General features: G+C 65.5%; 15 protein-coding genes. 10 read left to right on the forward strand and 5 right to left on the reverse strand.

Features of this window, described 5'->3' with window-relative positions; translation table 11 throughout:
- The first annotated feature begins 34 nt into the window (after positions 1 to 34).
- Genes D619_RS0100615 through D619_RS0100630 form a run of 4 tightly spaced genes read left to right on the forward strand, consistent with a single transcriptional unit; the run spans position 35 to position 3,682 of the window.
- A complete protein-coding gene (locus tag D619_RS0100615) occupies positions 35 to 427 on the forward strand; it encodes a UDP-N-acetylglucosamine--LPS N-acetylglucosamine transferase (RefSeq protein WP_152417225.1) in 393 nt (130 codons plus the stop codon).
- Positions 409 to 912: a glycosyltransferase gene (locus D619_RS15130; RefSeq protein WP_152417226.1), complete on the forward strand. Its 504-nt coding sequence runs from the start codon at positions 409 to 411 to the stop codon at positions 910 to 912. Before D619_RS0100615 ends, D619_RS15130 begins: the two co-directional genes overlap by 19 nt.
- A gap of 3 nt (positions 913 to 915) precedes the next feature.
- Positions 916 to 1,725 carry an acyl-CoA thioesterase domain-containing protein gene (locus tag D619_RS0100625; RefSeq protein WP_152417227.1) on the forward strand — a complete coding sequence of 270 codons (810 nt, stop codon included), beginning with the start codon at positions 916 to 918 and terminating at the stop codon, positions 1,723 to 1,725.
- Between the two features lie 31 nt (positions 1,726 to 1,756).
- Positions 1,757 to 3,682, forward strand: coding sequence for an alkyl sulfatase dimerization domain-containing protein (locus tag D619_RS0100630; protein WP_017666619.1), 1,926 nt, complete (start codon positions 1,757 to 1,759; stop codon positions 3,680 to 3,682).
- A 129-nt stretch (positions 3,683 to 3,811) separates the two neighbouring features.
- Here D619_RS0100630 and D619_RS0100635 read toward each other — a convergent pair whose 3' ends face one another.
- Genes D619_RS0100635 through D619_RS0100645 form a run of 3 tightly spaced genes read right to left on the reverse strand, consistent with a single transcriptional unit; the run spans position 3,812 to position 11,143 of the window.
- A complete protein-coding gene (locus tag D619_RS0100635; RefSeq protein WP_017666620.1) occupies positions 3,812 to 8,011 on the reverse strand; it encodes a hypothetical protein in 4,200 nt (1,399 codons plus the stop codon).
- A gap of 1 nt (position 8,012) precedes the next feature.
- Entirely contained in the window at positions 8,013 to 9,899 is a 1,887-nt protein-coding gene (locus D619_RS0100640; RefSeq protein ID WP_017666621.1) for a hypothetical protein, read from the reverse strand.
- A complete protein-coding gene (locus D619_RS0100645) occupies positions 9,896 to 11,143 on the reverse strand; it encodes a cytochrome c family protein (RefSeq protein WP_243442588.1) in 1,248 nt (415 codons plus the stop codon). The genes D619_RS0100640 and D619_RS0100645 overlap by 4 nt, the downstream gene beginning before the upstream one ends.
- A 376-nt stretch (positions 11,144 to 11,519) precedes the next feature.
- On the opposite strand from D619_RS0100645, the gene D619_RS0100650 reads away from it, so the two are divergent.
- The 6 genes from D619_RS0100650 to D619_RS0100675 all read left to right on the forward strand — a co-directional run bounded on the left by D619_RS0100650 (position 11,520) and on the right by D619_RS0100675 (position 16,425).
- Positions 11,520 to 12,290, forward strand: coding sequence for a helix-turn-helix transcriptional regulator (locus D619_RS0100650; RefSeq protein WP_017666623.1), 771 nt, complete (start codon positions 11,520 to 11,522; stop codon positions 12,288 to 12,290).
- A 49-nt stretch (positions 12,291 to 12,339) separates the two neighbouring features.
- The gene (locus D619_RS0100655) at positions 12,340 to 12,924 is read left to right on the forward strand and encodes an outer-membrane lipoprotein carrier protein LolA (RefSeq protein WP_026090553.1); all 585 of its coding nucleotides are present in this window, start codon (positions 12,340 to 12,342) and stop codon (positions 12,922 to 12,924) included.
- Positions 12,925 to 13,191: 267 nt separating this feature from the next.
- Positions 13,192 to 13,980 carry an exodeoxyribonuclease III gene (locus D619_RS17740; protein ID WP_017666625.1) on the forward strand — a complete coding sequence of 263 codons (789 nt, stop codon included), beginning with the start codon at positions 13,192 to 13,194 and terminating at the stop codon, positions 13,978 to 13,980.
- A complete protein-coding gene (gene ribA / locus D619_RS0100665) occupies positions 13,977 to 15,050 on the forward strand; it encodes a GTP cyclohydrolase II (RefSeq protein WP_017666626.1) in 1,074 nt (357 codons plus the stop codon). Before D619_RS17740 ends, ribA begins: the two co-directional genes overlap by 4 nt.
- Entirely contained in the window at positions 15,047 to 15,559 is a 513-nt protein-coding gene (locus D619_RS0100670; protein ID WP_017666627.1) for a L,D-transpeptidase family protein, read from the forward strand. The genes ribA and D619_RS0100670 overlap by 4 nt, the downstream gene beginning before the upstream one ends.
- A 161-nt stretch (positions 15,560 to 15,720) precedes the next feature.
- Entirely contained in the window at positions 15,721 to 16,425 is a 705-nt protein-coding gene (locus tag D619_RS0100675) for an alpha/beta hydrolase (RefSeq protein ID WP_017666628.1), read from the forward strand.
- A 256-nt stretch (positions 16,426 to 16,681) separates the two neighbouring features.
- Here the strand turns inward: D619_RS0100675 and D619_RS0100685 are convergent, their stop codons facing one another.
- Positions 16,682 to 18,208, reverse strand: coding sequence for a hypothetical protein (locus D619_RS0100685; RefSeq protein ID WP_017666629.1), 1,527 nt, complete (start codon positions 18,206 to 18,208; stop codon positions 16,682 to 16,684).
- A gap of 108 nt (positions 18,209 to 18,316) precedes the next feature.
- Complete coding sequence (locus D619_RS0100690; RefSeq protein WP_017666630.1) at positions 18,317 to 20,536, reverse strand: VacB/RNase II family 3'-5' exoribonuclease; 2,220 nt, start codon at positions 20,534 to 20,536, stop codon at positions 18,317 to 18,319.
- Positions 20,537 to 20,692 lie beyond the last annotated feature (156 nt).

Below are 20,692 nucleotides of genomic sequence, written 5' to 3' on the forward strand. Positions count from 1 at the left end.
GATTGCGTCCGGCGGCGGGCATTTCATTCAACTCATGCGCCTGTCGCCTGCGTGGGACGGCCATCAGGTGAGCATCGCCACGGTTGACCCCACGTCGCGGGCGCTGGTGAGTGATGCGCCCTTCTTCACCTTCCGCGATGTCTCCCGTGCCGATTGGTGGCGCATTCCGGCCGCCACGCTGGATATCGCCGCCATCCTGCTGAAGGTGCGCCCGCAGGTGATCATTACCACTGGCGCGCTGCCGGGCCTGATCGCCTGTGCGCTGGCCCGCCCGTTTGGAGCCAAGAGCCTGTGGGTGGACAGTATCGCCAATAGCGAAATATTGTCGGGCAGCGGCGGGCAGGCCGGCCGTGTGTGCAGCCAAGTCGTGACCCAGTGGCCCCATCTCGCCACGGACAGGGTGGAGCATTGGGGCAGCGTGCTGTGAACGGCGTGTTCGTTTCGGTCGGCTCGATGATGCCGTTTGACCGGCTGACCCGCGCCATGGACGAATGGGCCGCTGCCAACCCGGGCATCCCGGTCGAGATCCAGATCGGCAAGGGCACATACGAGCCACGCCACGCCAAGTGGGTGCGCAAGCTGGCGCTGCCCGATTACCAGGCCCGCGTCGCTGGCTGCGCGCTGTTCGTCGCCCATTGCGGCATGGGATCGATCATCAGCGCCATCGAGGCCGGCAAGCCGATCCTGATGCTGCCGCGCCTGCAAGCGATGGGCGAGCACAACACCGATCACCAATTGGCCACCGCCAAGCATGTCGGCATCCGCCCCGGCCTGCATGTTGCTGCCGATGGGGACGATCTGAAAGCCCGCGCCAGTGCCTTGCTGGCCGACACCGGCACCGCCCCCGCCCCGATTTCCCGTTTCGCCGATCCGGAATTCACCACCCGCATCCGCGCCTTCATCGAGAGTTGAGCCTTGCACCCCTTCATCCCCGTCGAACCGTCTGACCGCCCCGGCCACTACCGCTTTACCGTGCCGAAGAATCTGTGCGTCGGTCCGCCCGATCGGTTGTTCATGTTCGGCGGCGTCGGCCTTGCCAGTGCGCTGGCCGCCGTTGAGGCGCACACTGGCCGCCCAACCGTTTGGGCGGCGGCGCAATATCTCAGCTACGCAAGGCCGGGGACCGAGCTTGATCTGGAAGTGATCGTGCCGGTCACGGGCAAATACAACAGCCAGGCGCGCGTCATCACCCGGGCCGGCGATCAGGAGATCATCACCGTCAACGCCGCGCTGGGCAGCCGGCCCGACAGCCCGCACCACCAGTGGGCCGTGATGCCGGCCGTGCCGCCGCCGGAAGACTGCCCGGAAATGACCATCCGCTGGCAGCGCGACCCCGACGACATGAACAGCCAGTGGGACCGCCGCGTGGCCGCCGGCAGTTTCGGCCGCGAGCGCGGCAAGGCGCCGCCGGCCACCGATGGCATTGGCCGGCTGTGGGTGCGGCCGACCAACCGCGATCTGGCCATCGATCGGCTGGTGCTGGCGGTGATGGCGGATTTCCTGCCTTCGGGCGTCGGCAACGCGATGGGGGCGAACGCCGGCGGCAACAGCCTTGATAACACCATTCGCTACATGAATTTCGTGCCGACCGAATGGGTGCTGGCCGATATCCGCATCCACGCCGTGCACGCCGGTTTCGCCCATGGCCGCGTGCATCTGTTTGCCCAGGATGGCACGTTGCTGGCCACGGCGAGCCAGAGCCTGATTGTGCGAATTCACAGTTGAGGAGCGCCGTCGCCGGGCCTAGCCTTGCGACATGACACCGCACCTCATCGCCCTGCTTCTCGCCTCCGCCGCCGCGCAGGCCCCGCCAACCGCCAGCCCGGCTGCGCAGGCCGACAATGCAGCGCTGGCCGCAACGCTGAACTGGGCGGACGATCAGGACTTCGATTTCGCCAGCCGCGGCTTTCTCGGTTCCATCCCCGACGGCAAGATCCGCAACGCCAAGGGCGAGGTGCTGCGCGATCTGGCCGATGAAGCCCAGTTCACCGGGCCAGCCCCAGCCACGGTAAACCCCAGCCTGTGGCGCAACGCGACGCTGGTGGCGAAACACGGCCTGTTTCAGGTGGCCGACGGTATCTGGCAGGTGCGCGGGCTCGATCTCGCCAACATGACCGTGATCCGCGGCAACAGTGGCTGGATCATCGTCGATCCGCTTACCGGCGCCGAATCCGCCAAGGCCGCCATGGCGCTGGTAACCGAAAAACTGGGCCAGCGCCCAGTGGTTGCCGTGATTTACACGCACAGCCATGTCGATCATTTCGGCGGCGTGCTGGGCGTGGTGAAACCGGCCGATGTCGCCGCCGGCAAGGTGCAGATCATCGCGCCCGAAGGTTTCCTGGAACATGCCGTGTCGGAAAATGTCATCGCCGGCCCGGCCATGCTGCGCCGCGCCGTCTATATGTTTGGCACCAGCCTGCCGCACAATGCCACCGGCCATGTCTCCTCCGGCCTGTCGTCGTTCAACACCCCCGGCACCTACGGCCTGATCCCGCCGACCGACAGCATCACGCCGGCCAGCAGCAACCGCATCGTCGATGGGGTGGAAATCCAGTTCCAGCTCACCCCCAACACCGAGGCGCCGGCCGAAATGAACTTCTATCTGCCGGCGTGGAAGGCGCTGTGCCTGGCGGAAAATGCCAACGCCTCGATGCACAATCTGCTCACGCCGCGCGGGGCGCTGGTGCGCGATGCCAAGGGCTGGGCGGATTATCTGGTGGAAGCGCGGCGGCGCTGGGGCGGCGAGGCAGACGTGCTGTTCACCAGCCATTTCTGGCCGCGCTGGGGCAAGGATCATATCGGCGACTATCTGCTGCGCCATGCCCAGGCCTATGCCTTCGTCCATAATGAAAGCGTGCGCTTGATGAATACCGGTCTGAACGCGGTGGAAATCGGCGAGGCGATCAAGCTGCCCGAGCCGCTGGCCAAGGCGTGGTTCAACCGGCCAAATTACGGCAGCCTGAAATTCAACGCGCGTGCCGTCTATCAGCGCTATCTGGGCGCGTTCGATGGTGATCCGGCCACGCTCGATCCGCTGCCGCGCGCTGACCTTGCGCCGCGCATGATCAAGCAGATGGGCGGGCCCCGGAAAGTACTGGCCGCAGGCAAGGCCGCTGCCGCCAAGGGCGATGACCGTTGGGCCGCCACCCTGCTCTCCACGCTGGTGCGCGCTGCGCCTGATACGCCGGGCGCCAAGGCGGCGCTGGCCGGCGTCTATCGCCAGCTGGCCTGGCGGGCCGAGGCAGCACCGTGGCGCAATTTCTATCTGACCGGCGCGCAGGAGCTGGAGCAGGGCATCAAGCCCGGCGAACCGGCGAGCGCGGCCGGCATTGCCGCCAATCTGACCGTCTCGATGCTGCTCGACAGCATGAGCGTGCGGCTGGTGCCAGACCGGGCCATCGCGCCGCTGACGATCGCGTTCGAGATTCCCGATACCAAGGAACGCCATCTTGTCAGCATCGGCAATGGCGTGATGCTGCACGAAAAGGGCGCCACCGATGCCGCGGAGGCCACGCTGGTGGTGCCGCGCCGGGCGCTGATCGGCCTGATCGGCGGTGTGGTGAAGGCGCCGGAGCTGATGGCGGCGGGTCAACTGGCAATCAAGGGCGATCTGGCGGTGTTGCAGCGCTTCATGGGCCTGTTCCAGCCGCCGAAGCCGGATTTCCCGCTGGTCGCGCCGTAAGCCAGGCCCGTCATGCTGGCGCAGGCCAGCATCCACCGTGCCGGTTGCGCCCCTTTTCTCGCCAGGTGGGTGCTCGCCCAACAATGGATGCTGGCCTGCGCCAGCATGGCTGCGGCTGAGGGTGGGGCGCTACTTCTTGAGCGGCGACCACGCCCCCATGTCGACCCGGTCGGTCACGCGATAGGGCTGGCCGTTCTCGCCGATGAAGAAATGCTCGGTTTCCTTGCGGTTGAACGGGCGTGAGCCCAGCCGGCCAAGGATGGCGATCTGGCCGCCGGTCTCGTCCACCGCGCGATCGCGGTCCAGCCCCTTCGATACCGACAGCGCCGGGCGGGCGGTGCGGGTGAAGGCGATCAGTTCCGGCATCGGCTTGGGTGAGAAGCCGTAGAAATTCGGCTGGCTGTCCGGGCTGGTCAGTTGCAGCACCTTCACGCCATTCTTCCCGTCTGCAACATAGGCGAACAGCGTCGCATTGGTGCTGGCCACCACCACGTCTTCGGCATCGTTGAGCGTGCCGTTCGCGGTGAAGCGCTGGTAGAGCTTGGGCGCCAGCGGCTTCTTGATGTCGACGATCACCAGGCCTTCGCCCTTGGCGGCGACATAGGCATAGGTGCGGGCGAGGTAGAATTTGCGCGCGTCGGCAATCGGCAGGGTGGCTTCAGGGTGATGCACCGGGCGCTGCAGATCGGCGATGTCGAACACTTCGAGGCCATTGGCGGTCGTCACCCACAGATAGCGGAACTGCACCGCGCTGGCCCGCGCATCGTTCAGCGGCAGCGCGGCGGCGAGTTTGGGCGCCTTGGGATTGTCAAGGTTCACCACCACCACCCCACGCGGCGTGGTGACATAGGCCATGTAGCCGGCCAGCGTGACATGGCGGGCGCCGTTCAGCACGCCATCCGGATTCCACGCGGTCTTGCCGCCTTCCAGCGTGGTGCGGCGCAGGAAATTGTTGCGCGGCTCGCCGTCGGTGAGCGTGTCGACATTCACCAGAACCAGGCCCTCGACGGCATCGGTCACCACCGCATAGCGGTAGATCTCGTGCATCTTCTGCTCCTGGTTGTAGCCGGCCAGCGGGTCAGCCAGTGGCTCGCCCCTGGCGCGCTTTTCCTGCTCACCCACAATCTTGTCGTTGCGCGGCACCGATACGGATTGGGTAGTGGCAATCGCCATGCAGGTGGCGTTGGCGGTCTTCACCTGCGCGTCGTGGCCCAAGGCGGAGAAGGGCGATTTGACGATGCGTTCCGAAACGCCCTTGTTCGACAGGTTGGCAATATCATAGGCGACGAAGCCGCCCTTGCCTTCGGCCACATAGAGATATTCGCCGCGGTTCTGGATGCAGCGCACTTCGCCGCTGGCGCCTTGCGTGATGTTGCGGATTTCCTCGGTCGGGTTGGTTTCGCCAGAGAATTTCTTGTCGAAGATGCGGCCGCGGTTCCAGTTGATCAGTTCGCGCTTGTTCTGTTCGACATGCAGCTTCCAGAAATCCGGATAGGCATAGCGGTGCAGGTAGGAGCCGAACACCGCCTGCGGTTCGCCAAATTCCGTTACCCGCACCGCTTCCACGGCCCGGTCCAGCCCGAAGAAGGCATGCATGCCGACGAAGTTGATGAAATTGGTGCCCTGCAGGGTCAGTTGCGCCAGCACGGCGTTATTGTCGTCCTCATCGCTCACGTGGCAATCGGTGCAGGTCTTGGTTTCCTGAGTGCGCACCGTGTGCGGGAAGTGCGGCGCGAACGCCTGGGACGAGAAGCCCGACGCCGCGATCGGCGTCTGCTGCACATAGATGCGTTCGCGATTGATGTTGGTCGAAGTCAGGATCAGTGCCGAGCTTGACCGGATCGGCGCGATGATGCCGCCCTTGCTGGTCTGGTGGCGGCCCAGCTGGAAGATCTCGTCACGCGCCACCTGCGGGTTGTAGGTGGCGTAATTGCGCGTTTCCTGTTCCTCATATTTGTGGGTCTTGGTCTTCCAGTTGGCCTCGATCGGCAGGTGGCAGCCGCCGCAGCTGGTGGTCCAGCTGGTATGGCAGGCGAAACAGGCCATATTGTCGTCCTTGTGGGCCCGCTCACCCACGCCGGGGCCGAAATTCATCGCGCCGCCTGTGCTGGCCAGCGTGCCCATCAGCTTGGCGCGCGCCGCCTTGGCGTTGAAATCCGGGTGATCGCGGCTCACGCTGTCCTTCACCAGTTTCACGCGCCACACGAGCTTGGGATCGCTGGCCGAACGTTGCCACAGCACGCGGCGGCCGGCGGCATCCACGCCCCATTCAAAGCGCAGCCGGCCATCGGGATTGCGGATGATCGAAAGATCGGTGCCCGGCGGCGGCGCTGCGAGGTTGGAGGTGCGCAATGACGGATAGGCATCGGCGGTGCCGTGGCAATCCTTGCAGCCAATCTCCACGCTGTTGGCGACTTCACCGTGGATGAAGCCATTGCCATGGGCATCCTGGGCAAAATGGCAATCAGCGCACTGCATGCCGACCTCGGTATGGATGTCCATCAGGTGCACGGCCTTGCCGGGCTGGCCGGGGCCGGGGGTGGCAGCGGGCGGGGTGAACTGGGGTTGGCCGGCCTTGCGGAACTTCTCGGGGTCGTTGGGATCGACAATGTGCGCCGTATCGGTGCCCCAGGTCGCCATATTGCCGCCGGCATCGAGCAGATTGCCCTCGCGGTCACGCTTGTAGACGGCGCGGAAGTTCCAGCCGTGGCCGTGATAATCGGCGAACTGGGTATCCTTCATCTTGTCGTTGCGGTCGTTCACCGTGCGCAGGAAATCGAGATCGCTCCACGACCCATGGGCGGCGGCGGCTTCCGGGTTGCGTTCATTGGTTTCGCGCACTTCGGCGGCGGTGGGATAGCGCTGGCGCTTGAACAGCCGGTCATAGTCGGCGTCGCTCATGCCTGGCGGCTTGGGATAGGGATTGTCCTTGCCCGGCCACATGCGCGGTGCATCGCTTTCATAATCCCACATCGTGTAGCCATAGTAGGTGTTCACGAACATGTTGGGCTGGTGCATGTGGCAATTCATGCACAGGCTGGACGGCATGGCGCGGGTAAAGCTGTGCTTGATCGGGTGGCCGCCCTCCTGCTTGTTGATCGTCGGATCGGCGCTCTGGCTCTGCCCGTCACGGCCGGCGGCAGCATAGACCGACGAATGCCGCACTTCGCGATCATTGGCATAGACGATGTGGCACGACCCGCAGCCCGAGGTGCGATAATCGCCGGGCTGATCATTGGTGCCCATGAACCAGGTGAAGGGATCGTTCAGCCTTGTCTTGTGGATGTTGATCACCGGCACCGCGATGCGCAGGCCGGTGCCAGGGCCACGGTTGGACTGGCGAATATCGGGCCGGCCGGGCTCTTCCAGGCGCTGGATGGAACCAAGGCTGTTGGGAAGGCCGATTTCCGGGAAAGTGGGGTTGATGTTGCGGCCGCCGCGTTCGAAGACGCGGAAGATGTCGCCGGGCGGGATCACCTGCCAGGCCGGCAGCGGAGCGAGGAAGGGCAGGCTGCCGCGCGCCTTTTCGGCTGCGCTGAGTGCCCCGACGCCGCCGGCACCAGGGCTGAACATCAGGCCGGGCAGGCTGTTGTCGTGGTGGGCGCCGCCACCCGCGTGGCCGGCCTTTTCGCCATGGCCTTCACCATGTTTCAGGCCGACCTCACCATGGCCCGATGCATCGCCATTCCACGCGCCCAGCATGGCACTGGCCTGACCGGGGCGGTAATAGGATTCGCCCAGCACATAATTCTTGTAGGGCAGGATGCCGTTGTTGTAGGCCGCGCCGCCGAACAGCATGGCGCCGGTGGCCATCAGGCTGCGCTCGGCGCGCTCGATGATTTCGAGGTGGCAGGAACCGCAGGCATCGCGCGCGGCGCGATAGTCTGACGGGTTCACGAAGCGGACGAATTCCGGCGATTCGCGGTTGAGCAGCGTGTAGCTGCGCTTTGGATTGGCCGATGACGGGAAATGCCAGGCTTCCGGGAAGGTCGGCAGCACGTGGGCGTCGTCGCGCAGCTTGATGTAATTGGCGTCGGTCGCGGCCAGCGCTGCCGGAGCCACGATCTTTGCATCGCCGCCGTGGCAATCGGTGCAACCCAGCACCACCGATTTGGGCGCGTGCATCGTCGCTTCGTCGCTGGCGGTGTGGCAGCTGATGCAGCCTGCCGATTTGGCATCGGCCTGCGCCTGTGTCTGCCATTTCGGCGCCGGGCCGGCGTGGACGCGGGTGTAATCGCGCGCCACCGGTTTCTCGCCTTCCGACGCGCCAAGCGAGATACTCATGCCGACCAGCGGCACCACGAGGAGGAGCAGAAGGCGCTTCAGCATGTCAATAAGCCAGCACAGCGTTGAAAAGCACCGAATAATATGACCCGGTGCGCGGGGCGTTGGTGAACAGATCGCGGAAGCCCTCGCCGGGCTTCAGGAGCGCGCCCGACAGGCGGAACACGAGATTCTGGTTGAAATGCGGGCGATAGGTGGCCGCGGCTGAAAGGTCCCAGCCGATATCCTTGGGGATGCTGCCTTCCACGCGCAGCGCCTGCAGCGTGGCGGTGGTGGCAAACCACAGATGGTTCACATTGCCGCTGACGCGCAGTTCCGGCAGCACGTCGAAATCGGCGCCGCCGCCCAGCAACATGGTGCCGGGATTGGTGAAATTGGCCTGACCCTGTTCCTTGGACGAACGCAGATCGTTCAAGATACCGTTGCGACTGTTCACCGAGATGGCGCGGCCGCCGCCGGCAAAGGGGATGGTCTGGCGGATCCAGTAGCTGGTGTCGGAACCGGCGAATTGCGGGTTTTCGAAGATCGCCGAATAGCCGCTGTCGGTATCGTCATAGGGGTTGGAATCGCCGCTGGCGAACAGGGCGGAGCCGCGCACCCGCACCCAGCCCCGGTCATAGCTGGGCTCGAACGCAGCAAACCAGCTGCTGATCTTCGCGCGCCGGTCGGTGAAGATGTTGTTGCGGTTGGTGCCGGTGGCATAGGTGCCGCTGAAGGTCAGGTTCAGCCGGCCGATGTGGCCATCGGCGTTGTAGCTGAGATAGACGACATCATAGCTGCGACCACGTAATGTGCCGAGCAGCGCCGGCCGCACCGGGAAACCGTTGGTATCGACCTGCACATCACTGCGCTCGCGGTTGGCGTTCCACATCACGCTGACCTGGCTGGTCATGCCCGGTACCGGAACATCCTGGCGGTAGAGATTGGCGACGACCACGAAATCGTCGCGCGGGCGGCGCAGGATCGCGTTGAGGCCGGAGTTCGAATCCTTTTCCAGCCGCCAGAAGGCAGCGAGATTATATTGCACCCGGTTGTTGTCGCGGTTGCCGAACAGGCGGACGCCGAGCTGGTTGTCCTGGAACAGGAAGCCGCGGAAATCGCTGGAGAAGGGCTGGATGCCGATGCGCAGCGAATCGAAATCATAGCGGTCCGACGTGTTGCGCAGGTGATAATCGAGGAACAATTCCTGCACGCCCACGAAGGCATCGGTGCGCAGCGTGCGCTTCGACGGCAGCACGGAAAGCACCCGGCGTTCCGGCACGTCGACATGGTTCATGTTGAAAGCGATGGCGGCGCGCAGTTCATATTCCGGCGGCTTGAAGGCGGTTGAACCCTTGGTCAGCGCGGCGCCAACAATGAAGGTCTGCGCGAACACTTCGCTATACTGGCGGCCGAAGACATCGTTGTTGCCCGGCCGATCCGTGGTCTGCACGCCCACCGGGATCGGGAAGCTGCGCGGCTCGGCCAGCGTGTCGGAAATCGCGGTCAGCTGCACGAACAGATCATGGGTGCCGCAGATCGGCCGGTCACCCTTCAGCGTGTTCTGGTTGTACGGGTCTTTCCAGTTGGATTTCACCAGCCCCAGTGTCTCGATCAGGCGCCAGCGATCCGGCACCGGCAGGTGATCACTGGGGAAATCACCCTGTTTCGGCCAAGCGACCGCGCCCTGATTGGCCTGCACCACCGGGTCCCAGGTCTTGGGGCCGCCAAAGCCGGGCACACGCCGGCCTTCCAGCGGGGCAGCGTTCGGATCAGCGGGGCCGGCTTCCGGCTCGGCGGGCAGGCGCTCCTTGGGTGGCTCCACCTTGGCATAACAGTCAAACCATTTGCCGAACGGCTTGGCGATGGCCGGCGCAGCGGTGGCCAGCAGCGGCAAGATCAGCAGCGCCCGCGCCGACACCCCTGCCGCGATGCGGGCGCGCCTGTGCGTCACTTCAGGCCCCGAACCCGGCCGGCAACCTGTGCCAGCGTTGCCCGGAACGCCGCCGGATCCCAGCGGTTGGCATCGCGGGCCTGGGCATAGGCGCGATCCAGGTCGGGGCGCAGCGACATTGCCGCGCCGCGATCAACCTGGCCAGCCGTCACCAGCGCCGAAAGCAGCGTGTCTGCCGCCATCACTGCCTGCGCGCCGCCCTGATAATCGGTGTAGGCCGCCGCATTGCCGATCAGCACGGCATCGATCAGCGCAAAGGTCTGCGCCCGGTCGAAACTGGTGCCGGCAAAGCGCCGGGCCAGCGTTGCCGCCGTGGCCTTCAGCGCTGCCGCCGCCTTCAGGGCGCCGGCCCGGTCACCGCCCAGCGCGGTGTGGAACGCCCGGCTCTGGCTGTCGAAGCTGCGCGCCACGTCCGGCGCGGCAATGCGCGCGGCGGCCGCCAGCATGATCATCTGTTCGTCGTTCCACACCGGCTGGCCGGGCGGAATCGGCCGCCAGCCGTTGGTGCGCGCCACGATCTGCGCGGCAGGATCATCGCTGAAGGTGCGGTGGCAGCTGCGGCAATCATAGAAATAATAATCCGGACCGGTCACGCGCGCCGAAGCGGCAGGCAGCAGCGACAGCGCCCGCTCCACCGCCAAGGCCTGGCCCACGGCCCAGGTCTTCACGCCGCCGGCGACACCTTTGCGCGCGGCATAATCGGCGTCTTCGTCATGGTGGCGCTGCAGGGAGGTGAACAGATCAAGTTCGAAGGCCACGCGCGGGTGACCGGCAGCCATGATGCGGTGGAAGACGAACTGGCCCGGCTTGTCCGAACCGAAATGGCAATCGAGGCACACGCTGGCGCGCACCGCCGGATCGTTCACCGCCCACATGCCCTTGGCGACATTGTCGGCATGGCTGGCGTTCACGCTGGCGTGGCTGGCCAGCCAACGATCGGAACCGCCATGGCAGGCTTCACAGCCCACGCCATCTGATTGCTGCCATTTCGGCCCGCGCACCGGCGCCGGATCGCCGTGGCAGCTGATACATTCCCTGGAGGTCGCGACATTGGCGATGCCCAACCGCCGGCCGATGGCCTGGGCGCGCGGCTCGTTCAGCACTTTCCACGCCCGGCTGTGCACGCCGGTCAGGCTGGCCGGATCAGACCAGCTGATCACCTCGTTCTGGCGAACACGAGGCCCGGTGGCTTCCTGGCGGCCATGGCAGGTGGAACCGGCGCAACTGGCGACGCCCTGGTGCACGGCCCGATCAACCGGAGCAGCGGAAACGGCAGGTTCAATCCCGAAGGCGGCAAATACAGACGCAATTGCCGTGATTCGCAGCCAGGAGAGGGCAAAGCCCATCCATGCTGTGAAAGCGCTGCTATTCCCCGTTGCTAGCGGCTGCACTGTCCATTCCCCCCGGTGCGCCACAAAGTATCAAACTGCTGACAACATGCAAGCAATTGTGGCGATTTGCGGCCAAATTCGGCGACAGCACGCTTTTCTGGCCATCGCCCATTGCAGCCATGGCCCGCCTGTGATTACTTCCCCAGTGATTTGAAGGAGGGAGCGCGGGAATCGCCGCATCGGCCCAGCAGAGGCCAGCCCTTCCTGCCACAATCTGGGGAGTGACCAAATGGACCTGTCAGCCAGTCTCGCCGCCGTTTCCGTCCGCTGCATGGCCGATGTCCGCCATGCCGCCGAAGCGATGCGCGATATCGTCCTGGAGTGTACCGGCCTGCATGTCATCGCGGTGGACAATATCGCCTCCAAGGCGCCGATGGAGGATGCCGACGGCAATATCCTCGCCCCTGACGTGTTCGGCTGGACTGGCGAGAACGAGCATTGGTGGAAGGATTCGAAACTGGCGCTGTCGTCGCCGCTGCCGCGCGCCTGCCGCTATGAATCCGAAGTCTTCTGGGCCAACGCCACCGGCTTCTTCACCCGCCAGCCCAATCCCTATCTTGATGAAATGAGTCTCGACAATTTCGAGAAGCGGGCGCTCACCAAGGCCTCCATCGTGGTGCCGGTGCATCTGCCCTTCGGCCAGATCGGTGCCGTCTGTTTTGTCAGCCGCGACCCGGAACGCGCTGATCTGTCGGCCGAATATGAGGAATGGGCCGATCGCCTTGCCCTGATGTCGCACCGCTTCCTCGCCGGCTATGTGAAGGCGCACCGCACCCGGCGCTGGCTGCCGGGCGATTGCCAGCTCACCAAGCGCGAAGTGGAATGTCTGCGCTGGGCCAGCATCGGCAAGACCGACAAGGAAATCAGCCTGATCCTGTCGCGCAGCCATGCCACCGTGCGTTTCCACATCCAGAACGCCGGCGAGAAGCTGAACGCCGTCAACCGCAGCCAGACCATCTTCAAGGCAGCGCAGCTCGGCTATCTGGGCGCCGCTGCCTAAACGCATTCCGTTCATGGCGCGTGAAGCCGCCGCCCGCTATGGCGGGGGGATGAAACACGCTCTTGCGCTCCTGCTGCTGGCAGCCACCCCGGCCAGCGCCACCAGTCTGGCTGATGTTGCCGTCTCGCTAAAGGGCACCACCAGCCTGGCCGCCGATTTCACCCAGGCCGGTGCCGATGGCCGCGTGCTGGCCGGCAAATTGTGGCTGGCTCGTCCCGGCAAGGTGCGGTTCCAGTATGACACGGCGAAAATGCTGCTGGTCGGCAATGGCCGCACGCTGTCCTTTGTCGATTACGAGGTGCGGCAGGTCAGCCAATGGCCAGTGCGCCGCACGCCGCTGCAGATATTGCTCGCCGCCGAGCCTGATCTGGCCCCCATCGCCCGCATCGTCGCCGATTCGCCCGACGGCGTGGAAGTGGCGGCGCGCGATCCCAAGCGCCCCGAATTCGGCACGCTCTCCATCCGCTTCGTGCGATCGCCGGGCGCGCCCGGCGGCCTCGCCCTCGCCGGCTGGACGGCTCTGGACGCCCAGGGTGGGCGCAGCGAGGTACGGCTGAGCAATGTGCGCTATGGCGCCAGCATGGCCGGCGTGTCGTTCGGCTTCACCGATCCACGCCGCGACGGGCCGCGATAGGCCGCTTTTGCGCAGCTGAACCTGCAAGACGATTCCTGTTCAGCTTGGGGCAAGGTCGACTCGCTCATAAGGGTTTGATCAGGCGGTTGTCGCTGCTGGGTTTGCCCCCTGTTGACCGGTAGCGATATGGATTCAAACACCCCGCCTGGTTGCGTGACGAGCGCAGACAAGACCCCTGGCACCACGCCCCCGGTGCCAGGGGTCAACTGCATCTGGCCCCTCACTCCGGCAGGTGACGCGCGCCGCGGCTTCGCCTAAACCCGTCCCATGTCTCTCCGTATCGCCACCTGGAACATCAACAGCGTTCGCGCCCGTGCCGACATCGTCGAGCAGTTCCTGCGCGACCATCAGCCCGATGTGCTGTGCCTGCAGGAAACCAAGGTCGCCAACGACATCTTCCCGCACGGCCTGTTCGAACAGCTGGGCTACACGCACCGCATCCTGAATGGCCAGCGCATGCACCATGGCGTCGCCACCATTGCCCGCGTGCCGCTCGATGGCGCCTGGCGCTATGACTGGCAGGACAATGGCGAGGCCCGCCATATCGGCGTGCGCCTGCCTGGCGGCATATTGCTCGAGAATGTCTATGTGCCGGCCGGCGGCGACGTGCCCGATCGCGAGCTGAACCCCAAGTTCGGCCAGAAGATGGACTTCATCGAACGCATGACCCGCTGGTCGGAAGGGCTGAAGGAACCCGCCGTCATCGTCGGCGATTTCAACGTCGCGCCGCTGGAATGCGATGTGTGGAACCACAAGGCGCTGCTCGATGTCGTCAGCCACACGCCAATGGAAGTCGATGCGCTCAGCGCCCTGCAGCAGAGCCACGATTGGGTGGACCTTGGCCGCCACTTCAATCCGGCGCCAGAGAAATTCTTCACCTGGTGGAGTTATCGCAACGTCGATTGGCGCCTGTCCGATCGCGGCCGGCGGCTCGATCACATCTGGGCCTCACCCAGCGTTGCCAAACAGGCTACCGGCTTCGAAGCCATCCGCGACGCCCGCGACTGGGGCAAGCCATCCGATCACATCCCGCAGATCGTGACGCTGGACCTGTGAGCATCGCGCCCGACTTTCTGGGCGAAGCCGCCAGTGACGCGCTGCGGCGCGGTCGCGCCGTGGGCGTGGGCAGCCTCGCCATCCTCTCGGCCGAACTGGCTGATGCCGATACGCTGGCCGCGCTGGAAAACCGCAGCCGCGCCGGCCTGATCATCACGGCGCGTCGCGCCGCCGTGCTCAATCTTGCCAACCAGATTGCCGCCGCCGCGCCCGATCCCGAACCCGTCTGGATGGACCGGCCGGACTGGCTGGATCTCGCCGGCAGCCGCGCCGTCGCCGATCCGGTGCTCGATCTGGCCACCCCATTCAAGGGCCCATTCCGCACCCGCGCGCTGGATGGCGATGCTGCGTCGGCCCGCGCTGCAATTGCCCTGGTGAAACACGCCGGCCTGATCCCCGCCGCCTATGCGGTGCCGCTGGCCGGCGCCGATGTGGCTGTCTCCTGCCCCTCAGAAGCCGCGCTCGCCCTGCCGCCGGCTGTCGCCCGCGTCCGCATCTCCAGCCGCGCCCGCCTGCCGTTGGCCAGCGCCGAAAACACGCAGGTCGTCGCTTTCCGCCCCGATGATGGCGGGCCGGAGCATCTCGCGCTGGTGATCGGCAATCCGAACGTGAAACAGCCCGTGCTGGCCCGCCTGCACTCATCCTGCCTCACCGGCGACGTGCTCGGCAGCCTGAAATGCGATTGCGGGCCGCAGTTGCACGCCGCGCTGGCCGCCATCGCGGCCAACCCCGGCGGCGGCATCCTGCTCTATCTGCAACAGGAAGGCCGCGGCATCGGACTGCTCAACAAATTGCGCGCCTATGCCCTGCAGGATCAGGGCTGGGACACTGTCGACGCCAATACCCGCCTCGGCTTCGAACCCGACGAACGCGACTTCAGCCTCGCCGCCGCCATGTTCAAGGCGTTGGGCGTCTCCAACGTCGCGCTGATGACCAACAACCCGCTGAAAGTGGACGGGCTGGCTGCCCACGGCTTCACCGTCAGCCGCGTCGCCCACGACATGCCACCCAACCCGCACAATGCCGCCTATCTCGCCACCAAGCGCGACCGGCAGGGGCATATGCTGTGACCATCTTCCGCGCCAACCCTGCCACCGGCATGGTGAGCGCGTTCGGCGAAACCCACGCCGCCAGCTTCGGCAAGGGCGGCTTCTGCGCGTGCGCTGACAAACGCGAAGGCGACGGCAAAACCCCCCTCGGCCTCTGGCCCATCCGCGCCGCGCTCCTCCGCCCTGATCGACTGCGCAGCCCCAAAACCACCCTGCCCTGGCGCTGGCTGCGCCCATGGGACGGCTGGAGCGACGGCCCCACCGATCCAGCCTACAATCGCCCCGTCACCATCCCACACCCCCACAGCCACGAATCCCTGTGGCGCGACGACCACGCCTACGACCTCATCCTGGTGCTGGCCCACAACGACACCCCACCCATCCCCGGCCTCGGCAGCGCCATCTTCTGGCACGTCCGCCAACCCGATGGCCGCCCCACCGAAGGCTGCGTGGCGATGGAACGGGACGTGCTGGCGCGCTGGCTGGAGGCAATGGCGCCGGGAGATGCGATCACGATTTCAGTGGAGTAGAAAGCAAGCCTCCGGCGGGCAGGGCCTGAGGCCCTGCACCTACTTTCGATTCTGGATGGCGCTTCGACTGAGAAGGACGCGCGCAAGCTGTTGCAGTTGCGACACCATGCCGGCCCCAGATGTCATTTGCGACATGGCGGTTACCGTTATATGACATAACGATGACAGCTTTCGCCGAATCCATCCGCCCACCTTCCAAACTGCTGTGGGCTGCCGAATTGCCGCGCGCCGCCTGGACCGTGATGAACCTGCCGCGCCACAAAAAGGTGCTGCGCAGCGAACAGTGCGGTGACGGCCGCCCGGTGATGCTGCTGCCCGGCCTGATGCAGGGGGAGCGGGCGTTTTTCCCGCTGCAACGTTTCCTGCGGGAGCGTGGCTACCAGGCGCACAGCTGGGGTTTGGGCCGCAACTTTGGCGCGCGAACAACCGGCGCCCAGGCCGAACAACTGATCGAACGCCTCGAAGCAATCGCCGCCACAGACGGCCCGGTGACCCTGATCGGCGTCAGCCTCGGCGGCATGATTGCGCGCCTCGTCGCCCAGCGCCGGCCCGATCTGGTGCGCGAAGTCATCACCATCAGCGCGCCTTTCGCCGGCAGCGGCAAGGCCACCAACGTCTGGCGCTTCTTCGAATGGTTCACCGGCGAACGGCTCGATGATCCGGCGGTCGCCGCCCGCAGCGCCGAAATCGCCGCCCCCCTCTCCGTCCCCAGCACCGCCATCTGGAGCCAATCCGATGGCCTCGTTGCGGGCGAAATCTGCCGCGACAACCACGGCCGTTCGATCGAGATCAGCAGCAGCCACCTGGGCGTGCAGATCCGGCCCGACGTGTTCCTGGCGGTTGCCGACGTTCTGGAAGGGCGCTGAGCAAGGGCTTGGCCATGCCTCCGGCGGGCAGGGGCTGAGCCCCTGCACCCACTTTCGTTTCTGGCCAGTCCAGCAAATTCAAGATGATGTCATGCTGGCGCAGGCCAGCATCCATCGTGCCGTCGAGTGCAATTGGGGGTGAATCCCTTGACCACCGTGGATGCTGGCCTGCGCCAGCATGACGTGGACTATTGGTGCAACAGCGCCTGAAAGATCGGGGGCAGGGTCTGCGACCCTGCCCGCCGGAGGCCCCGTCTTACTTCAACGCCTCATCATACCAGGCCGCCACGTCATCCCGCATCTTGGCCAGTTCCGATTCCGCCAGATAGATCATGTGGCCCGACTGATAATAGGTGAACTTGATATTCCGGTTCAGATCGGCGGGCAGCAGCATGTGGCTGGCGTCGAATTCGGCGCCATAGAAGGGCGTTGCCATATCGTAATAGCCGTTGAGGAACAGCACTTTCAGTTTCGGATTGGCGCGCATGGTGAAGGCGAGGTCGACGGCGGTGTTGGGCGTGGTTTGCACGCCGCCGCGCGGTGGGCGGTGCGACCAGTCCCAGCTATACCCCGGCTCGCGGGCGGAGAGCTTGTAGGGCAGGTCGGTCTTCACGCCGAGCGTCTTCACCGCATAATCGTGGAAAGCGGAAATGTAGGCGCCAGTGATGGCGGTGGAGGCGGGGTCTTCATCCGGGCTGTCGGCGTTGAGATCGGTGGGCGGCAGCGTGTAGCGCGTGTCGAGCCGGCCGATGGAGAGCCCGCGGGTGCGCAGCAGCTCGGTCATGAAATGCTGCAGGTCCACACGCAGGTTGGCTCGCTTGAGGAAGTCAACCGAGAGCCCGGTATAGGCGTTCATCTGGCGGGCGACGGCATCCTTTTCGGCATCGGAAATGCTGCTGCCCTTGGCCAGCGCGGCGGCATAGGGCCCGGCCACGAAACCGCGCACTTCGTTCACGAAGGCGTCGAGATCGGCCGGCTTCTGGCCCGGCAGCGTGCCGTGATACCAGGCGGTGGCGGCATAGCCGGGGAACAGCACCATGTGGTTCTGATCATAGCCGGCCTGGCGCACGCCATAGTTCATGATGGTGGACAGCAGCGCGACGCCGTGCAGCGACAACCCGCGCTCCTCCAGCATCCGCGCCACCACGCCGGAGCGCAGCGTGCCATAGGATTCGCCGAGAATGAACTTGGGCGACTTCCAGCGGTTGTTCTTGCTCACGTAACGCATGATCGCGCGGGCAAAAGCATCGGCATCCTGATCGACGCCGTTGAAATCCTTGCCCGTCTTGTCCCCCAGTGGCCGTGACCAGCCGGCGCCCATGGCATCGATGAAGACGATATCGGTCTTGTCGAGCAGGCTCCACGGGTTCTGGGTGACGCTATACTGATCGGGCGTCACGTACACCGGCTTGTCGGTCTTCACGCGCACCGGGCCAAAGCTGCCCATGTGCAGCCAGATCGTCGCCGAGCCGGGGCCGCCGTTATAGAAGAAGGTGACCGGCCGGTTGGCCTCGCCGGTAGTGTAGGCGGTGTAGAACAGGCTGCCGGTGGGCCGGGCGTTGTCATCCCGGATGGTCAGCGTGCCGGCGGTGGCGGTGTAGGCGACGGCCTTGCCCTTGATGCTGACGCTGCCCTTCGACACGAACGCCTGCTCCTCCACCGGCGCGCGGGCGGTGGCGGCTCCGGCTTCGGCGATCATGGCATCGCGCGGCGACTGGCGCTTTTCCTGCGCGATGGCAGGCGCTGCGATTGCGGTCAACAGCAGTGCAGTCACGAGTTTCATCGACAATCCCTCTTTGCAATTCATGGTGTTCAGCAGCAGAAAAGCGCCCGCATCGTCAAGCGCGCCTGAAAACGAAAGTGGGTGCTCAGCCCCTGCCCGCCGGAGGCATCACCTTCTTCCCTTTCTGATCCCCGGCGGCACGCGTGATTTGCCCGGTCGGGGCGTGAACCCGCGCGGCCTTGTGCGATCCCGACGCGGGCCGCCGCGGCTGCCGCCTTCGGGTAATTCAAAGCGCAACGCGCCAGTGATCGGGCTGGCTTCGGCAAGGCGCAACTCCATCCGCTGGCCGACGGCATAGCGCGTGCCGGTCTGGATGCCTTCCAGGATGCGCGCGTCCTCGTCGAACACGAAGCGTTCCTCGCCCAGCGTCGAGACCGGCACCAGCCCGTCGCCTCCCAGCCCTTCCACGGTGGCAAAGAAGCCGAATTTGGCGACGCCAGTGATGCGTGTTTGCACGATCTCGCCGACCTTGGTGGAGAGGAAGGCGGCGACATAACGATCGATGGTGTCGCGTTCGGCTTCCATCGCGCGACGTTCGGTCATGCTGATGTGATCGGCGGTCTTGTCGAGGCCCTTTTCCTCTTCCTTGTGCAGCGCGCCGTCGCCCAGCCGCCAGGCGGCGACCAGGCTGCGGTGCACGACCAGATCGGCATAGCGTCGGATCGGCGAGGTGAAGTGGGCGTAACTGCCCAGGCTGAGCCCGAAGTGGCCGACATTGGCCGGCGAATAATAGGCCTGGGTCTGGGTGCGCAGCACCTGTTCGGTCACCTGCTCGTAATTCTCGCCGTCCTTGGCGCGGGCGAGGATGCGGTTGAACACCGCCGGCTTCGCCACCTGCCCCAGCGCGATGTTCTGGCCCAGCGTTTCCAGATAATCGCGCAGCGCCACGATCTTTTCGCGGCTGGGTGCCTCGTGGCAGCGGAAGATGCAGCCGGCCTTCTTCTTCTCCAGCGCCTTGGCCGCCGCAACGTTGGCGGCGATCATGTAATCCTCGATCACCCGGTGCGCCGTCAGATGCTCGCGGATGGAAATGCCGGCGATGCGGCCGGCTTCATCCAGAACCACGCGCTTTTCCGGCAGCTCCAGCTCCAGCGGCTCGCGGTGGGCGCGGGCCTTGGCCAAAGCGCCCCACGCCGCCCACAAGGGTTGCAGCACGTGCAGCCATTCGCCCGCGCCTGCGTCCATCGTCGCCTGCGCTTCCTCATAGGCGATGTTGGCAACACAGCGGATGACGGCCCGGGTGAAGCGCCAATCGAGCAATCTGCCTTCCGGATCGATGTGCAGATGGCAGGCCAGCACGGCGCGGTCTTCATTCTCGACCAGGCTGCAGACATGCGCCGACAGCACTTCCGGCAGCATCGGCACGACGCGGTCGGGGAAATAGACGCTGTTGCCACGGCTGCGGGCCGAACGGTCGAGCGCGGTGCCGGGGCGGACGTAGAACGACACGTCTGCAATGGCGACGATGGCGCGAAAGTGCCCCGGCTTCTCGTCATCGGGTGCCGCCCACACCGCATCGTCATGGTCGCGCGCGTCGGCGGGATCGATGGTGAGGAACGGCAGTGCGCGCAGATCCTCACGCTCGCCCAATGATTGCCGGGCCATGCGTTCCGCCTCGTCCAGAGTGGACTCATCGAAGCGGTTGGGGATGCCCTTGGCGTGGATGGCGATCAGGCTGAACGATTTGGGCTGGAACGGATCGCCCAGCACTTCCACCACCCGGCCATATTGGCGGGGCGGGCGCCCGCTGGGTTCGGCCAGCACCAGATCACCGGGCTGGCCGTCGCCGGGATCATTGATGGCCAGGTCGGTGCGGGCTTTCTTGTCCACTGGCACCAGCCGCCAACCAAGCGCCTCCTTGCGCAGGATGCCGAGCACATATTCTTCGGATTTGGCCAGCGCCTTCATCGGGAAGGCGAGGATGCCGCTGCCCTGCTCCTCGATGCGCGCCAGCAGCCGATCACCCAGCGCAAAGGCCGCGCGCTTGCGGCCTTCGATGACGCGCAGGCGCGGCGGCGGTGTGGCATGTTCCCAGCGATCGGGCACGGCAATCGCCACGCCATCGGCGACATCACAGATGCGGACGACGGTGACTTTCGGCAGGCCACCACCCTTGTGCAGATTGCGCCCCGGGCCGGTTTCCAGCTCGCCGGCCTCCATCATCTCCTTCAGCAACGCCTTCAGCGCGATCTTGTCCTGCGCGTGCAGGCCGAACGCCTTGGCGATCTCGCGCTTGCCAACGCTGGTTTTCTGGGTGGCGATGAAATCCAATATGGCTTGCCGATCGGGCAGGCCGGGATGGGGCTTGTGGCGGGGGATGCGGGGCATGGCGGCACCATGGGCGTTTGGGGCAGGTCGGGCAAGGGTGGCGCTTGCGGCGAGAACCCTCCCCCGGCCCCTCCCTTGCAGGGAGGGGAGAAACAAGAGCCGTCTCCCGTCCCTGCTTCCAGGGAGGGGTTGGGGGAGGGTTGCTTCTTTCTGGTG

The organism is Sandarakinorhabdus sp. AAP62 (assembly GCF_000331225.1).
Classification (GTDB): Bacteria; Pseudomonadota; Alphaproteobacteria; order Sphingomonadales; family Sphingomonadaceae; genus Sandarakinorhabdus.

Excerpts from the sequence above, each read along its gene's own strand:
- D619_RS0100615 (WP_152417225.1), top strand. The coding sequence starts at position 35 with ATGCGCCTGTCGCCTGCGTGGGACGGCCATCAGGTGAGCATCGCCACG.
- D619_RS0100630 (WP_017666619.1), top strand. The coding sequence starts at position 1,757 with ATGACACCGCACCTCATCGCCCTGCTTCTCGCCTCCGCCGCCGCGCAG.
- D619_RS0100635 (WP_017666620.1), bottom strand. The coding sequence starts at position 8,011 with ATGCTGAAGCGCCTTCTGCTCCTCCTCGTGGTGCCGCTGGTCGGCATG.
- D619_RS0100650 (WP_017666623.1), top strand. The coding sequence starts at position 11,520 with ATGGACCTGTCAGCCAGTCTCGCCGCCGTTTCCGTCCGCTGCATGGCC.
- D619_RS0100655 (WP_026090553.1), top strand. The coding sequence starts at position 12,340 with ATGAAACACGCTCTTGCGCTCCTGCTGCTGGCAGCCACCCCGGCCAGC.
- D619_RS17740 (WP_017666625.1), top strand. The coding sequence starts at position 13,192 with ATGTCTCTCCGTATCGCCACCTGGAACATCAACAGCGTTCGCGCCCGT.
- D619_RS0100675 (WP_017666628.1), top strand. The coding sequence starts at position 15,721 with ATGACAGCTTTCGCCGAATCCATCCGCCCACCTTCCAAACTGCTGTGG.
- D619_RS0100685 (WP_017666629.1), bottom strand. The coding sequence starts at position 18,208 with ATGAAACTCGTGACTGCACTGCTGTTGACCGCAATCGCAGCGCCTGCC.
- D619_RS0100690 (WP_017666630.1), bottom strand. The coding sequence starts at position 20,536 with ATGCCCCGCATCCCCCGCCACAAGCCCCATCCCGGCCTGCCCGATCGG.